This window comes from Microbulbifer hainanensis, from assembly GCF_014904735.1.
Lineage (GTDB): Bacteria > Pseudomonadota > Gammaproteobacteria > Pseudomonadales > Cellvibrionaceae > Microbulbifer > Microbulbifer hainanensis.
This window is the reverse complement of the sequence record NZ_JACZCR010000009.1, coordinates 61,210-78,147: the sequence shown is the minus strand read 5'-3', so window position 1 is coordinate 78,147 and position 16,938 is coordinate 61,210. Positions and strand designations below refer to the sequence as shown.

General features: G+C 54.4%; 9 protein-coding genes. 4 read left to right on the top strand and 5 right to left on the bottom strand.

Annotated features, from left to right (window positions below; genetic code table 11):
• Positions 1–518: 518 nt before the first annotated feature.
• Positions 519–2,759: a TonB-dependent receptor gene (locus IG168_RS03410; RefSeq protein ID WP_193161749.1), complete on the bottom strand. Its 2,241-nt coding sequence runs from the start codon at positions 2,757–2,759 to the stop codon at positions 519–521.
• A 444-nt stretch (positions 2,760–3,203) separates the two neighbouring features.
• Between IG168_RS03410 and IG168_RS03405 the strand changes: the two genes are divergently transcribed.
• On the top strand, positions 3,204–4,874 hold the full coding sequence (locus IG168_RS03405) for an amidohydrolase (RefSeq protein ID WP_193161748.1): 1,671 nt from the start codon (positions 3,204–3,206) through the stop codon (positions 4,872–4,874).
• 53 nt (positions 4,875–4,927) lie between these two features.
• On the opposite strand, the gene IG168_RS03400 is transcribed toward IG168_RS03405, so the two are convergent.
• Positions 4,928–5,662 carry an OmpW/AlkL family protein gene (locus IG168_RS03400; protein ID WP_193161747.1) on the bottom strand — a complete coding sequence of 245 codons (735 nt, stop codon included), beginning with the start codon at positions 5,660–5,662 and terminating at the stop codon, positions 4,928–4,930.
• A gap of 162 nt (positions 5,663–5,824) precedes the next feature.
• Here IG168_RS03400 and IG168_RS03395 point away from each other — a divergent pair, with 162 nt between their 5' ends.
• The 3 genes from IG168_RS03395 to IG168_RS03385 all read left to right on the top strand — a co-directional run bounded on the left by IG168_RS03395 (position 5,825) and on the right by IG168_RS03385 (position 14,390).
• A complete protein-coding gene (locus IG168_RS03395; RefSeq protein ID WP_193161746.1) occupies positions 5,825–6,526 on the top strand; it encodes a glutamine amidotransferase-related protein in 702 nt (233 codons plus the stop codon).
• A 693-nt stretch (positions 6,527–7,219) separates the two neighbouring features.
• Entirely contained in the window at positions 7,220–10,207 is a 2,988-nt protein-coding gene (locus IG168_RS03390) for a TonB-dependent receptor (RefSeq protein WP_193161745.1), read from the top strand.
• 1,081 nt (positions 10,208–11,288) lie between these two features.
• On the top strand, positions 11,289–14,390 hold the full coding sequence (locus tag IG168_RS03385; RefSeq protein WP_193161744.1) for a TonB-dependent receptor: 3,102 nt from the start codon (positions 11,289–11,291) through the stop codon (positions 14,388–14,390).
• A gap of 67 nt (positions 14,391–14,457) precedes the next feature.
• Here IG168_RS03385 and IG168_RS03380 read toward each other — a convergent pair whose 3' ends face one another.
• From IG168_RS03380 to IG168_RS03370, 3 genes are read right to left on the bottom strand one after another with little or no spacing between them, the layout of a single operon-like run.
• Positions 14,458–15,429: a questin oxidase family protein gene (locus IG168_RS03380; protein ID WP_193161743.1), complete on the bottom strand. Its 972-nt coding sequence runs from the start codon at positions 15,427–15,429 to the stop codon at positions 14,458–14,460.
• Between the two features lie 14 nt (positions 15,430–15,443).
• The gene (locus IG168_RS03375; RefSeq protein WP_193161742.1) at positions 15,444–16,253 is read right to left on the bottom strand and encodes an MOSC domain-containing protein; all 810 of its coding nucleotides are present in this window, start codon (positions 16,251–16,253) and stop codon (positions 15,444–15,446) included.
• 54 nt (positions 16,254–16,307) lie between these two features.
• Entirely contained in the window at positions 16,308–16,856 is a 549-nt protein-coding gene (locus IG168_RS03370; protein WP_193161741.1) for a thioredoxin family protein, read from the bottom strand.
• Positions 16,857–16,938 lie beyond the last annotated feature (82 nt).

Sequence of the window (16,938 nt, the reverse complement as noted above, 5' to 3'; positions counted from 1 at the left end):
GATCCGGGGCGACATTCCGGTAGCGGGGAAGTTGGTGTCTGTGCAACCGACGTGACTGCGGTGGTCGCAGCATTTCGACTTTTAGCGGGAGTCATTTACCAACCTCCCCGATTATTATTTTCTTGGCTTTGCGATCTCGTTGCCTTCTCTCCTGTCGGCGAGCTTGCCGAAGGGAATAGACAATTCAGTTATAAGGTAATAATTCGAATCGCAAGTTACTCGTCTATTTGGGACATAAAGTTGACACTTGGCGACAGGAAAGTCGCCGCGAGGCAACGGGCAGGAAATGGGCGGGAAACATTTAAGATTGGAAAAATCTGCTATTTGTTTTTCTGGTCTTCATATAGTTTTTTTGATAAAAAAATTTTCCATTAATGGTGATTTTAAAAGAACTTCATGCCGTTGGCGTTGCTAATCACCTTTGCATTGATTAATGGCGAGCGACGGATGATGCGGCGGTAAACCGGCTCGGCATAAAACCGTCTCCGGTCAGTGCTTCTGACCGGAGACGGGAGATTTTACAGTTTCCAGTTCAGGCGCATGCCGGCAGTGCGCGGCTGTCCCCAGACACCGTAGCCCCAGTCGCTACCCAGAGTATTCTGGTAAGTGAAGTACTGTTCGTCGGTCAGGTTTTTGACAAAGCCCTCGATGCTGTAGCGGTCGCTGGGAGAGTGCCAGCTGACACTGGCATTGGCCAGCCCGTAGGCGTCCTGGCGGGAGTAGGGGTCGTTTTCAATCTGCAGGAAATGCTCCGCTTGCCAGGCGTAGTCCCCCTGGAATACCAGCTCGCCGTTTCCGCCCAGGCTCATGTAGTAGCGCGCCATCAGGTTATAGGTGAACTCCGGGGCCGAGGGCAGTTCGTTGCCGTCGAGGGTGTAGTTGTCTCCGGCGACATGGAAAATCTGATCGGAATCAAACTCGGTGGTGAGCCATCCCGCGCCGCCGATCATCTCGAAATTATCGGTAATTGGCGCGGTGACTTCGATTTCGGCGCCGGTGCCGGTTACGTCGCCGGCATTGGTAATAACACTGCCGTCCGCCACCGTCAGGAAAACCTGTGCCTGGTAGCCCTCAATCGTATAGTTAAAGGCCGCCGCATTAACGCGGAATCGGTCGGCGAGCGTGGTTTTGATGCCCAGCTCGAAATTGGTGATGTCCTCGGATCTGACCGGGCGGGTGGCTTGCAGCGAGGCATTGTAACTGCCGGAGAAACCGCCGCTCTTGAAACCGGTGGAGAGGCTGGCGTAAGCAAGGGTGACCTCGTCCGGGCGCCAGTCGAGGCCGAGCCGCCCGGTGGTGGCGCTTTCCGACAGGTCGTCGGAGACGGTCAGCGGCTCGTAGAAACTGGGGCCGGAAATCTGGGCGAAATCCCGATTCTCGTCGGTGTAACGCAGTCCGCTCACCAGGGTCAGTTCCGGGTTGAGGTCGTATTCCACCTGGCCGAACAGCGCCCAGGACTCGGTGTCGAGGGCGACCCATTCCCGGTGCCACAGTCCCAGTGCATCCCAGTCGGCGGTGGTCGGGGATTCAGTAACCAGACCGCGGTCGTCCTTGTAGTAATAGAAGCCGGTTACCCAGGTGGTGTTTTCACCGCTGCCGTTGAGGCGCAGTTCCTGGGTGTACTGTTCCGCATCCACCGCGTACTGCTCGTCGAAATAGACTACCGCGGTGCCATCGCCATCGTCCTGCAGGAATTTGTCCAGTTCTTCGTAGGCGGTGATCGAGGTCAGGCTGAAGCTGTCGAAATCCCAGTTCAGCGTGGCGGAACTGCCGAAGGTATCTATCGTGGTGCCGAGCCCGCCGGCTGCACCGCTGGCAACGTGCTCCGGATCGTAGTGGCCGTTGACCGCCTCTGCGCCGGTCATGGCGAAAGAGGCGCTGGTGCACTGGCCCGCCTGGATGCGGGGAATACTGCAGGTTGCGGCGCCCGCTTCGGAGGATTCCAGGTATCCCATATGGGCAAAGCCGACGGATTGCTGGTCGGCGCTGCTGCCGTGGACATTCAGTAGCAGACCGCCATTGTCGGTGAGATCAAAATCCAGTTGGGCGCGGTAGCCGAAATTATCGGTATCGTTCAGCTTCTCGTCGGTCACCGTGTTGGTCTGCCAGCCGTCATTTTGGGTGCTTTTCACCGCGACCCGCCCGCGCACGGATTCGCTGAGCGGCCCACTGACCATGCCCTCCACAATGCGCTCGGCATAACTGCCGAAACTGGCGCTGGCGCTGGCGGCAAAATCCTCGGTAGGCTTGCGCGAAACATAGTGCACGAGGCCGCCAGTGGTGTTGCGCCCATACAGCGTGCCCTGGGGGCCGCGCAGCACTTCCACCCGCTCCAGGTCGAACAGCTGGATGGCCGAGCCGGCGGGGTTGCCGCGGTAGACGTCGTCCACGTAAATGGAAACCGGCGATTCCCAGGAATCGGAAAAATTCACCAGGCTGATACCGCGCAGGCTGACTGAGGGACTCGACGCTTCGCCAAAAATGGCAAAGAAATTCATATTGGGCACTTGCTGGGTGATATCCAGCCCCTCCTCGAAGCCCATTTTTTCAATGGCATCACCGGAGAAGGCACTGACTGCAACTGAGACATCCTGCAGTGACTGCTGGCGTTTCTGCGCGGTGACAGTGACCTCTTCCAGTACCGACTGCTGATCTGCCTGCACCGGCACGGCGACAGCGCCAGCCAGGGCAATAAGCAGGGGAAGTCGTTTTTTCAATGTTCTAAGGTGGGCGAATTGACTGACCGTTGGCGAAGTCATATTGAACTCCTTGTTGTGCTGATACATCCGTGAGCGCGATATGCAGAAAACCGGCAAAGGTTGGCATATGCAGATTTGAACGGGGCTCATTGCAAGCGACCCGCAATTGAATACGGTGAAAGCGATGCCGCGGTTAAACGGAACCTTCACCCAATGTGTATTGATAGGGAGACGGAAAAATAATGTCCTTATTGAATTGGCGATATCCTATCGATGACTCAGTTTCGATTTAGAGTCGTGAATCAAGATACCGATTAAGAAAAAGCGGTGCAAGGTACAGTTGCCTTAGCGAAGTGCCGATTATCCGGTAGCCTCCTTGCAATCATGAATTTCGGAGGCGGCCTGACTATGGCGGTGGGCGAGGGCTTGAGTTTTAATGAGCTCTAAGTTCGTGTCCGGACGGCGCGAATCCATAACAATGAAGAAAACCATAAAGGTAAGTCTATGCGGATGCGGATCCTGTTTGCGCTCCTGATATTCCCTCTCACGGCATACTGCAATACGCAGCTGATCGAAAATATTCGGGGCGCCCATATTGTTCCGGACAAGTCCGGTAAACCGGTCGTCGAAAAGTTCTCGGCGCTGGCATTTGCCGACGGCAAAGTACTCGCGCTGGGCGATAGCGACGAAATGGCCGGGCGCTATCCCGACGCCGAAGTGATCGACGGGCATGGGCGCGCGTTGATCCCCGGGCTGATCGATGCCCACGGCCATATGAGTGCGCTGGGGTTTCTGCAGGGCGAAATTGATCTGCGCGACAAGTCTTTTGCCGAAACCCTGTCTGCCATCAAGGCATTTGCCAAGGGGAAGCCCCGGGGAAGCTGGATTACCGGGCGGGGTTGGAACCAGGTGCTGTGGAAGGGCAAGGGCTGGCCTAGTGCGGCCGATCTGGATGCGCTGGAGGTGTCTCAGCCGATCTGGCTGCGCCGGGTCGATGGTCATGCCGGTTGGGCCAATTCCGCCGCGCTGCGCGCCGCCGGCATCGATCGGGACACACGCGCACCGGAGGGGGGAGAGATTCTGCGGGATGCCAGTGGGCAGCCCACCGGTATTCTGGTGGACAACGCCATGGAGCTGATGGCCGAAGCGATTCCAGCACCGTCGCAGGCGCAGGTGGAAACAGCCCTGGGCGCGGCGTTTCAGATCGCACTCGCCAACGGGCTGACCAGCGTGCATGACGCGGGAATCGACGGCCCAACCTACCGGGCCTATCGGGCACTGGCACAGCGCGATGCCATTCCGATGCGCGTCTACCCGATGGTGATGGCCGGTACCCGGGATTTCAATGCGATGTTGGCGCAGGGGGTTGTGGGTAGTCCGGAAGATCGCCTATTTATTCGCAGTATCAAGGTCGTTGCCGACGGGGCCCTGGGCAGCCGCGGTGCGGCAATGCTGGCGGATTACTCTGACCAGCCGCACTACGCGGGCCTGTTGCTGCACAATCACCGGGAAATGGACGACTACTTCGGCCGCGCCCTGGCGCAGGGCTTCCAGATCAATGTGCACGCGATCGGCGACCGCGCCAACCGCCAGGTACTCGACGAGTTTGCCCAATTCGCCGAGCAGAAACCGGCGCAGGCTGAGGGAGATTTCCGCCACCGCATCGAACACGCACAGATAGTGGCACCGGTGGATATCCCGCGCTTTAAAACGCTGGGCATTGTCGCTTCCATGCAGCCGATCCACGCCACCAGCGACATGAATATGGCCGGCGACCGGGTTGGCGACAAGCGACTTGCCGGGGCCTATGCCTGGCGGACCTTCCTCGATCAGGGGACGCCACTGGCTGCCGGATCCGATTTCCCGGTGGAGCCGGTTAACCCCTTCCTCGGTATACACGCGGCAGTCACCCGCCAGAATACCCGCGACCAACCGCCGGGCGGCTGGCGCGCGCAGGAATCCATTTCCCTTGCCGAAGCACTGCGCGCCTTTACCCTCGGTGCGGCTTATGCCGCGCATCAGGAACATGTGCTCGGCAACCTGCTGCCAGGCAAGGCCGCCGACTTTGTCTTGCTGGATCGGGATCTGTTCGCGATAGACCCGCACACGCTGTGGAAAACCCGGGTGCTGGAAACCTGGGTTGCCGGTGAAAAGGTCTACGAACGGGGGCAGTGAGGCGGCGGATCCCGGCGCCCGAACCTGTCGGCGTGCCGGGATCCGATATGGGGTCAGAATTGGTAGCCAATACCGACGGAATAGATCCAGGGATCGATATCGACGTTCGTCTTAATGCGGTTGGCACCGTCGTTGGTCGGAAAGCGGATCCTCGCATCCGTGTCCATATCTATGTACCAGACCGCGGCATTGACCAGCCAACGGCTCCGACGCCCGAAGGAAATGTCGACACCGAGTTCCCCCGCCAGTCCCCAGGAGGCATCCAGGTCCAGCTCCGCGGGGCCCTCGGCGCCGAGGGCATTCTGGAAGTAGTCGTTGGCGGTGCGGCTGATGTCCTCATTCGTAAAGCTGGTGTAATTGACCCCCAGACCGACGTAGGGCTGCACCCAGGATTCGTTACAGACCGGGAACCACTGCACCGTCAGCGTGGGGGGCAGCTGGTCGGTATCCCCGAGGCGCACGCGGCCTAATGCTGGACCGCCGTTCGGGTCCGGCAGCCCACCTACATACAGGTCGTGATTGAAGGGAATAGCCGCCAGCAACCCGATCGCCCAGTGATCAGCAAATAGCCAGGAGCCGGTAAAGGTCGCACTCGAGGCATTGTCCACATAGACGCGGGTGTTCTCCAGGGGAACGCCGTCCAGCCGCAACCAGTTGGAATCGTCGTCGGGTTCCACCCAGCCGGCACCGATGCGGACGACGACCGTGCCCTGTTCGTAGTCCGCCAGCGCCTGACTGGCACCGAGCAATGCGACGAGACAGGTGGCGACAACGGGGAGGGCTTTCATGTGAGATCGCTCCGTGACTGAATCGGGACTTCCAATTGTCAGTTTAGTCACTGACTCTGATTGCGCTGCAAACAGCGTGAACTCTGCGCAGCCAAAAACGGAAAGGGGCGCCGCAGATATGTCATAATCCGCAAACTCAGCAGTCAATTCAGCGGTGTGATAATGAAAATAGGTGTATTGAAAACTGACGATGTACGTGAACAACTGGTCGGAGAGTTTGGCGAGTACCCGGAAATGTTCGCCGAACTGTTGCGGGCCCAGGACCCGGACCTGGAGTTTGTGACCTACGAGGTGCAGCGCGGCGAATATCCCGCCAATATGGATGAAGTGGACGCCTATCTGATTACCGGCAGCAAGACCGGTGTCTACGAGGACAAACCCTGGATTCCGCCGCTGATGGATTTTGTGCGCGAATTGCACAATGCCAAGAAACCCACTATCGGCATCTGTTTCGGCCACCAGCTGATTGCTCACGCGCTAGGCGGCAAAACCCGCAAGTCCGACAAGGGCTGGGGTGTGGGCGTGCACAGCTATGAACTGCAGGAGACCCCTGCCTGGATGTCGGAGCCGCGGGGCAGTTTCAGTCTGCTGGTGAGTCATCAGGACCAGGTTGAAGAATTGCCGCCCGGGGCCAAGGTGCTGGCCTCCAGCGAATTCTGCCCCATGGCCATGGTGCAGGTGGACGACCATATGCTGACCTTCCAGGCCCATCCGGAATTCACCAAACCGTATTCCGATAGCCTGCTGGAACTGCGCCGCGAGGCGTTCGGCGAAGAGGTAGTTGCCAAAGGCAAGGCATCTTTGCAGAACGATATCCACGAAAGCGCGGTAGCGCGGTGGATGTTGGAGTTTTTGCGTAAATAATCCTTCCGGGCGGGTGTCACGCTCGCCCTAATTTTCTCGGCTATCAAGCTTTTTTCCATATCCCTTCAGGCGGCTATCTTCCCCATATCGAAAAATCTAGCATGCTGTACGGGCGTGCTAGATCGCAGTTTAAAGTTTTCTATTTGTTTGCTGAACGCCATCTGACATTACCGGGTAGGTAATTAATATTTGGCGATTTCAGCAAATCGTTAGTTGTTTTGGCGCTGGATTAAACTGGTCTAAGTTTTGTGTTTTGAATTTAATAAGCTGCCAAATATGACGTTAATGTCTTTTGGTTTTTGGGCTTCTCAGGCTTGCGATTGTTTTTCGTGATTGTCACGTTTGTTCCTTTAGTCATTGTTTAGGTGGGTGAGCTGCCTCAGGAATAGAGTTGCGCATAAGGTGTTTTTTCAGGTTCTTTTTTCTAAAAAAAATACATTTTCAATATAAATTTTTCAATTTATGCCAAATTAAGATGTCTATTTCGCGGTTTTAACCTCAGGTTAGGCGCGTCATCCTCTAAAGAATAAAGGCAGGTAAAAAAAGCTTGTCAGGTAATTCTGTTTTTCTTCATTATGGATATGTGTTGGGAGGTAAGTGATTACATGGGGGTGATCACTTGTCACATTTATGCGCTGGGGTTTGGCGCATTTATATGGATTCCAATAATTTAAGGATAAGAAGGAAAATATAATGAAAGGAAAGTTTAAGAAGAGCTTGCTAGCGGCCACTGTCGGTTTGACGGTGTACTGTGGAAGTGCACTCGCTGATACGGGTGGTCTGAGGATCACGGTTACTGACAGTGTGGGGAATCCTGTCGCCGGGGCCGAGGTCGATGTCCATACTCCAGAGAGTTTGACCTCTAAAACAGGGATGACTGATGAAAATGGCGAGATCAGGCTGATGGGCCTGGATCCGTCAGCGAAATATGAGGTGGAAGTTAATGGGACTGGTTACCAGGCGGTAAAAAGTAAAAATGTTCGAGTAGTGTCCGGTCAGAGCTTTGCACTTAATTATGCGCTCAATGCTGCTGCGGAGAGTTTAGAAGAGGTGCTGGTTACCGGCCAGAAAGTTCAGATGGTTGACTCAACTTCTACAGTTGTTGGCCAGGACATCACTCTGGACCTGACCGAGTCCCTGCCGACAGGCCGCGACTATCAGTCTTACCTGCAGCTAGCGCCGGGCACCAAGCCGGCTATCGATGGCAACCCGTCCTCAAAGTCCGGGGTAAACTACTCCGATGCAGTGGACTCCAAAGGCCGCACCTCTGGATCATCGACCGACAATTTATACTACATCGATAACATCAATGTTACCGATAACGTGAACGGTACATTTGGTGCCAACGTGAACTCCGAAATCATTCAGGAGCAGCACGTTCTCACCGGCGGCTTGGCGGCCGAGTATGAGGGTGGTTCCGGTCTGGTTTCCCGCGTGGTCACCAAGTCTGGTAGTAATGAGTTCCACGGCTCCGTGAACTACTACACACAGAACGACAGCCTGGTTGCAGACAACAAGCACAACGACGGCAACAAGTTCTCCACCTTCGATAGCGCCTTTACCCTGGGTGGCCCCATCATTCAGGACAAGCTGTGGTTCTTCACCTCCTATCAGGTGAAGGAGCGCGAGGACGACGTCTTTTACGCGGATACCGGCGAGTTTATGCGCACGGCGAAGCAGACCACGGACTTAGGTTTCGCCAAGCTGACTTGGCAGGCGACAGATAATGACAAGCTCGTTGCTACTTTCTTCAACGACCCGTCTGATATTACCGGTTCGCGGCAGTCTGATGTGTTGAACAACCGCGATCAACGTCAGCGTCAGGGTGGCGACAACTACAAGCTCGAGTACTCTCACTCCTGGGATAATATGATCCTGACCCTGGAGGCCGCGAGTCACGAAGGCGAAATCAGTACTCTGGCCGCAGACAAGTCCACGCGCAATGATGTCGCTTACATGGGTGGGAACCCGGCCCAGACTGATTTGGACCGCGGGGGCGTTGGTTACGATAGTCTTCAGTTTCGCAATAAAGATACTTGGGCTGCCACTTTCGAGTACTTCCTGGACACCAATTGGGGTAGCCATGAAATCAAGACGGGGTATTCCTACACTGAAAACGAACGCGAACGCGATCTGCAATATACCGGTGACGGCGCTCAGTATTCTTCCATCGCTATGGCTAACAGCGGTGCCTCTCTGGCAGATTTGACCGGCGGCGACTGGACGGGTTCGCTTGAGCTAGTGACTGACGACTACGCCCGTATCATCTCTGCAATGATGGATGCGAATCCAGATTATTATTTGGCTCTGTTCGATGCGAATAGCAACGGAGTTATTGATAATATAGACAAAAATGAAGATGAAAATATAGAAGCGTATAAAGAGCTTGAAGCTCTGACTTTTTCAAGCTCTGCCGGCAATCCAGGCGATTCAATCAATGTCTATCGCATTAACATGGCATCTACCGAACCCTTCACGGTAAAAACTAAAGGTAGTGCCTTTTTTATTCAGGACAGCTGGAACTACGATCAGTGGACAGTTAATGCCGGTGTGCGTGCTGAACAGTGGAAACATTTCGCGAGTGACGGCTCCAATATCTTCACCTTTGACTGGGAGTTGGCCCCACGTCTCGGTGTAACCTATAACATCAATGGTGATGGCAGCAGCAAGGTATGGGGGTTCTACGGTCGTTACTACGATCCTATCCGTACTGATATGACTTCGTTTGCTGGTACAGTTACTGGCTATGTACTTGACGAGCAGGTCTATGTCGGCGACCACTGGCTGACCTACCGTACTCGTGGACCGGGCGATGCACTGATCGCTCCGTCTACCAAGACCCCGTACACCGACGAGTTCATGCTTGGTTACTCGATGTCTTTGAGTGATGATATGAGCGCCGAGGTTACCTATACCAATCGTGTAACCAAGGACGTGCTGGAAGATTACGACCTGGGTCTGTACACCGATCCGGACAGCGCGGGTAAATATGCACTGCCGCTGTCTTACTTCGGTTTGAGTGAAATGCCGAACTCGAACTACACGCTGGCAACACTGAAAGGTGGCAAGCGCGAGTATCAGGGGCTGGAATTCACTTTCCGCAAGCGCCGCAGCGACAACTGGCAGATGCTGGCCTCTTATACCTACAACCTGGCCAAGGGTAACTCCAACTCCGACGGTAACGCGGACTTCCAGGGTGACGTGGTCTGGCTGGATCCACGTGCACCGGGCATGTGGGGCGACCAGCCGGGCAATATCGAGCACCTGTTCAAAGTTGCCGGTTCCTACTTCTTCAGCAACGGCATTGAACTGGGTCTCGTGTACAACTGGAACTCCGGCCTGCGCTACAGTGATACTTGGTCTGTCGCCGGTCGCCATCTGCCGATACGTGTTGATGACCCCTACGAAGATGGCGGTGTTACCACTCGCTGGGTTGACGGCAGTTCGGTTGGTGACAAAGTCGCCAGTTCCTATGGAACCCTGGACGCACGTGTGAAGTACAGCTACCAGCTGGCCGGCTACGAAGCCGAGTTTTTCCTGGATATCTTCAACGTGTTTGACGACCAGGCTGGCATGCGTGAGCAGGATCTGCTGGCTGGCGACGGAACGTATGCCTTCGGTGAGCCCGTCGAATGGGTTGAGCCGCGTCGTTTCTATTTGGGCACGCGGGTATCGTTCTAAAAACGCTGACTTTTAAAATTTAAAAAATATTTGTTAATTGAATTCGGGAGGCTTGGCCTCCCGTTTTTTTAACTAAAAATTCTAGGTTTTATGCTTGCTTGATTTTTTAAAATTTTTTTATATGTGCAGGGGGGGGAATCCGAAGAGCCACTCCGTATCAGGTACTGATATCTGGTGACTTCAACTCTGTGGCCTCGGATTAGTTTGATGTCAGATGCTGACCTTTCTTGATGGCCTCGAGTAGGCCAAACCGTGATCAACAGCTTGATGCTGTTGTATCAAAGGCTGTTCTAGGCTGATGCGTTTGCCTGAGGTAGAGTGCCATACATGGCAATATTTGCGAAACTGTCGTGCCTAAAAGGCGCCTGGAGTTTCTAGTTAAGTAATCGACTTGTATCCAGAAGGAGCATATATGCGGCTCCGAATTTATTCTTTCCTCTTGAAGTTGAATCTCATCGACTGATCCTGACCTCTGTTCGACCTGCCGCCCGTCAATACTTCTCGACCGCCATGTGCGGGTCACTATCTTTGATTGGTTTCCCATTTGCCAGCTGAGTGCTGTCAAGGTGTGTGCAGTAGGTGAGTATGCGGTTGTGGCAGGAAACGTTAATTTACATACCCCCGCTGAAAGTGCGCGTTATCGCGAGCATTGCCTGGTCGCGGGTTTCACGTAATGGCAACGCTTGGGAGGAAAGCACGGCGAACGTTAGCGGAATTATTAGATTGAAATGTTTGTTCTGAATGTCAGTAAAGGGTGGTAATGCCAGAATGTGGAATGGTGACATACAGGAGTGAGGAAGGGGGATTTATCCTATCTGTCCGCCCTTGGTGCAATATCCTTCATCCTTAAAGATTTTTAATGAATGGTTCTTTTGCGCGATTAAGCGTAATGTCGTGATGATGCTGTTTAGATGCAGGCTTTGTTGAAAAAAATTCGCTTTGTGACTGATGTCCCAATTTTACAGTGTGGGTTCTTTTGCCTCATTCGTTAGATCTAGGTGTTGGGAGGAAAGTGATCGCTGGGGGGCGGTTACTTAACAATAACTAAACCAACGATCTTAAGATCAATAGAGGGTTACAGATGAATAACAATTTCCGGAAAAGCTTACTAGCCGCTTCCGTGATGGCCGCCTCAATCGGGCTGGCATCACCTTCATTTGCTGCCAGTAACTCAAGCTCCAATATTGTGGGTTCTATCCATGCTGACAGCATGGATGCCGCTGCATCTTATACAGTCACCGCCACTAATGAAGATACGGGTATGACCCGTACGATCGTGACTGATGCTGAGAAGAAATTCCGCTTGGCGCATCTGCCCATTGGTACATACAAGGTGGTCGTCGCCAAAAGCGGCGTAAAAGTTGCGGAAAATCGTGTTCGAGTTTCTTTGGGCTCAAATGCTATTGCTAATTTCGACGTTGGCACTTCTGGTTTGGAAGAGGTTGTTGTTGAAGGCGAGCTGCCAACTTCAGTTGATACCTATACTATGGACTCCGGTTTGGTTATTGGCGAAACTCAGATTGACGCGATGCCGGTTGCCCGCAACCTTACTGCAGTGTCCCTTCTCGCCCCGGGTGTAGTCTTGGGGGATTCCGATTTTGGATCAGGTAATACCGCTTCATTTGCATCATTCGGTGGCGCTTCAGTCGCTGAAAACTCTTGTTATATTAACGGCTTGGAAGTAACCAATACCCGCCAGGGGCTTGGCTGCAGCTCTGTTCCGTTTGAATTCTATAAGGAATTCCAGGTCAAGACCGGCGGCTATTCCGCCGAGTTTGGTCGTACCACTGGTGGTGTCATTAACTCCGTTACCAAAAGTGGCGGCAATACCTGGGAATTCGGCGCCACCATGGACTGGAGTCCAGATGCTCTGCGTTCAGAAGGCCGGGTATCTCGCGGTGACGGCGGTACCGGCGCAGTTTTCCGTGATACCAGCGTTGCCGAAACTGACGAGATGGATTACACCTTTTCCGCGTCCGGTCCGATCATTGAAGACAAGCTGTTCATGTACGCGCTGGTCAACCCCAGATCTAAAGAGGAAAGGTTCACCCAGGCGACAGGTACTCAGCGCTATAACGGCGTAGATACCTATCGTGTCCGTGAGTCCTCTGGCGGAGATAACCTGTTCTGGGGCACCAAGATCGATTGGGATATTTCCGAAAACCATCGCTTGAGCTATACCGGATTCTCTGATCGCAACGAATCGACAGAGAAGGTCTACGCCTATGATGCGGAAACGAGTACTATCGGCGATGCAAATGGTGGTTTTACCCGGCTGCGCGGTAGTGAGGCGAATAGCCTCAACTACACCGGCTACTTCGGAAATGATCTGACAGTATCTGCGCTTGCAGGCAAGATTAAAACTGACTATTCCACTGATCCGCTGAATCTGGAATGTCCTACTGTTGGTGGCACTCTTACTAATGGTACAGACGTAGAAGGCTGTGGCCCTGGTGGTTCAATCGGCGACAACTTCGATGAAAATACCCAGTACCGCTTGGATGTCAGCTACGCGCTCGGCGATCACGCACTGAAAGCTGGTATGGATGTGCAGCAACGTGCATCGACACGAGTAAGTGTTCCTGTCGGCGGCCACAGCTGGGAATACCTGTCCCTCGAGAATGGTGGTGACGTTCAGGGCGATAGTGGCGCTCTCTTTGTCAATACTAGCGGCGCGCCGATGGATATCGTGCAAGACCGCATATTCGTTGGCGGAGGCAGCTTCTCCTCAGACCTGACCGCCTTTTATCTGGAAGACCAGTGGCAGGTCAATGACCAGTGGATGGTGAGTGTTGGTCTGCGCAAGGACCAGTTCGAGGGTGAAGGTACCACCGGTAAACAGCTGTTCGACTTTGATACCGATATCGCTCCGCGCCTCGGCTTCACCTGGGACTTTATGGGTGATGGCGTGTCAAAGGTTTACGGTACTTGGGGCCGTTACTACCTTCCGATGGCCAACAACACCATCTATCGGGCAGCCTCCGGCGTTAGTGACACTACTACCTTCTATACCTTTGACGGGATTGACCCGGCCACCGGAATTCCGACTGGTATAGACCCGGTCAATGGTACCGTGGCCAACTCCTCGTACACTAGCTCTGTGTCTGCGATCCCGGAGAAAGATATCTTCCAGGCGCAAGAGGCTGATCCTTTCGCTCGCGACGAGTTTATTCTCGGCTTTGAAACCGCAGTGAACGATAACCTGTTGGTCGGTGTACGGGGTATCTACCGCGAAGTGACCTCGGCGCTAGATGATTACTGCGGTATTTATGCCTATCCGTACTGTGTGATGGTCAATCCCGGTGAGACGTCATCTTGGTATAAGGATGCATTTTATTGGAATGGAACCAGCCTGACGGTATTAGATGCTGATGGTAACGCGGTCAATGTCGGTCAAGATATTGGCGCGGCATTTGGAATCGCGAACTTTGATGGGGCGCCTGATCCGGGCTCGTTGACGACACACTCCGCTGCCACAATTGGTCTGCCGGAAGCGAAAAACGAGTACCGTGCAATCCAGACCGAGTTGACTTACTCCGACGAGAAGATGAACTGGAAGTTCATTTACACTTGGTCGAGAAGTACAGGTAACTTCGAAGGTGCCGTCAAGTCCGATATCGACCAGGCAGATGCCGGTATTACCCAGGACTTTGACTTCCCCGCGCTGATGGATGGTGCGCAAGGGTATCAGGCCAATGATCGTCGGCATGTGTTCAAGTTCTTTGGTAGCTATGACTTCACCGAGGATCTGTCATTCGGTATGAATGCAACTCTCGCGAGTGGTCGCCCGCTTTCTGCATTTGGTAAGGCTTATCCAAGTAATAATCCGAATGTCTACGGAAGCTACGGTGATACCTTCTACCATCTGGAGTCTTGGACAGACGCGAATGGCAATGAGGAAATCGATCCGGGTGAAGCTGAGTACTCGTATCATCCCCGCGGGGATGTTGGCAGAACTCCATGGACCATTAGCGTAGATGCATCTGCACGCTACAATTTTGCATATGCCGGTGTAGATATGGTTGCATCACTCGATGTGTTCAATCTGCTCGATTCTCAGGAATCTCTGTCCACTAACGAACACTATGAGAGAAGTGCTGGTAAATTGAATCAGTACTACGGAGCTGCTTACTCTTGGCAGGCTCCCCGTTCTGTTCGGTTGGGACTGCAGGCTAACTTCTAATTTTCAATTTGATAGTTAACTTGCTCTGATTGAGCCCCGGTCTTCGGACCGGGGCTTTTTTATTAGGTCAGAAGAAAAGTTTGGTGGCGGCATATAGATATTCCTGTTTCCCATATTTCATACCTTCCTGTTGACAGCTATAACTCATTTTTATGATGTGATCGTCTTCGCTGGCGCAGGCGCTTTTGCGAATCGCCTCCCAATCCAAGAAGCTCCGCCGTTCCATTGATGAGGTGACAGGCTTGGGGCCGGTGCTCAAATAAGCGATCGCAAGCCCTTTCCAAAATTCTCTCAGAGCGGTTTCCGGCACCGGACAATAACTGAGCACTAAGCGCAGTGCATGACAGCTTGTTACCCCGTGCAAAAGAGTGAAGTCGCCAGTGCCGAGATAGCTACCGATGGCGACTTCCGCAATGTCCTCCAGGCCGAGCAGTTCGGGCTGGATTGGCGTGTCCATCCAACCCTCCTGGCCAGTGACCGACATCATGTGGTCGCTGATATTACCCGGTGCCAGCGCAATCAGCGGAAAGTGCTTAGCCAGCATGGATAAGATATCGGCTGCGGGCTCTGGTATCTGCTTTTGGCTGGCAGGGAACACACGAAATTCCAGGTTCCAATAGGCTAAGCCCGCCGCGATCTCTTCCAGGTGACCCGCATCGATGCCGTATGCAGTACGAATCAGTGGGTGGAATGCGGCGGTGGCAATTGCTGGCAATAAGGGCGGTAATTCATTTTTCAGACACTCGGCAATGCCATGTTGCCTGAATTGCTTTTCATAATATTGTAGCGCGCTGGGGAATAGCTCTTCGCGATTGCGACAATCCAGGATGGAAACATTGGGATCTGGCGGCAGTAATTGCGGCCGCTCCAGATACGGTATTGACCGATCAAACGCATGTTGCAACTCCGCGTGGCTGGCACCCATTTTATCCAGTGCAATCAGTACCATCGGCAGGTGGTTGGCGAGTCGGTCGCCGTAGCGGACGTGGTAGTGGCTCGCCGCTTCGAGCAGTTCGGCGCAGTAGCGGGTAATGCTCACGGCTTGCCCCTCGTTTACTCCACTTCGACTCTATCACCCAAGTTTATCGTGAAGCCGTGCGGCTCGCTAAGGCGCGGGGCGAGATTGACGCCGAAGTAGATCTGGCCGTCCGCGCCGCGCCGGTACTGGGCGAGCGTCCTGAGTGGTTCCTTACCGGCCTGGCCGGTGTGGGGATCCAGCCCGGGAATGGCACAGCGGGCACAGGTGTGGGTGCACTCCAGCTCGACGGGACCACTCGCCGTATGAATACGTATCAGTTTCCAGCTGTCCTCGGCAAAGGGCTCAGCGCCGCTCACAACCAGGTTGGGGCGGAAGCGCAGCATCGATACAGCTTCGGTCAGCCGCGCATTCAGATCGTCCAGGGACGCCTGGCCTATCACCAGTAGCGGCGCGCCGTCGGCAAAGCCGACCTGCCTGTCGGCGCGGGGTGCCGACAGGGGGCGCTGAAACTCCGCGCCGATCGCGACCAGTCGAACGGGCGTCTGCAATTGTTCGCTGAGCCAGGCCGCGGCGTCGTCACCGGCGTCGCGGGCGGCAACTGAATCGCTCCAGACGGTGACTTGCCGAATCTGTGCATTTTGATCCGGTTGGTTTACATCGATTGCGTCGCCGCTTTCGTCTTCGATGCGCACGCCGGTAGCCGTGTTGGTGGCCCTGAGTCGAGCCATGGCGCGAAGGCGACGCTGGGTGACGAACTGGTTATCGGCATCCACCAGCATCCAGCGGCGATCGCCGACTGCTCCGTAGCGGTCGAGGACCAGTGCATTGCCACTGTGACCCTGCAGGGATTTAACCGGAAAGTGATAGAGCGCTGAGATCTGCAAGGATTGATTTCCTCTCGCTATTCCATTGCTTGGAGAAAATGAACTGGCGATCGCCTACTTCCATTTGATGTTGCAGCCCATGGATGGCACCTGATCGGCAGAAGGGGCCTGCCCGCTCAGAACGGCTTCTACTGCTGCGCGCATGTCCTTGCCGTTGACCGGTTCGCTATTGCCGGGACGACTGCCGTCAAATTGGCCGCGATAGACAAGATTGCCCTCGGCGTCGAACAGGAAAAAGTCCGGAGTGCACGCTGCGTCGAATGCTCGTGCCACTTGCTGGCTTTCATCGACCAGATAGGGAAAGCGATAACCGCGAGCGGTGATTTCCTCGCGCATCTTCGCCGGGCTATCAGCCGGATGGGTGTTGAAGTCGTTACTGTTGATGGCGACGATGCCGAGACCTTTCGGTAGATAGTGCTCGGTAAATTCAGCCAGCCCCGCGGCGATATGTTTGACGAAGGGACAGTGATTACAGATAAACATTACCAACAGCGGATTGCCGGCAAACTGCTGACTCGAGATCAGGTCGCCATTCGCATCGGGAAGGGAGAACGACGGCATGGGACTGCCGAGGGGGATCATTGTGGAAGGGGTAAGGGCCATGGGACCTCCGTGTGGTGGCGAAACCTTTTGCCTCGAGGATAGCAAGGGCGCGGATCCTGTAGTAGTTCTGTATCACTGCAAT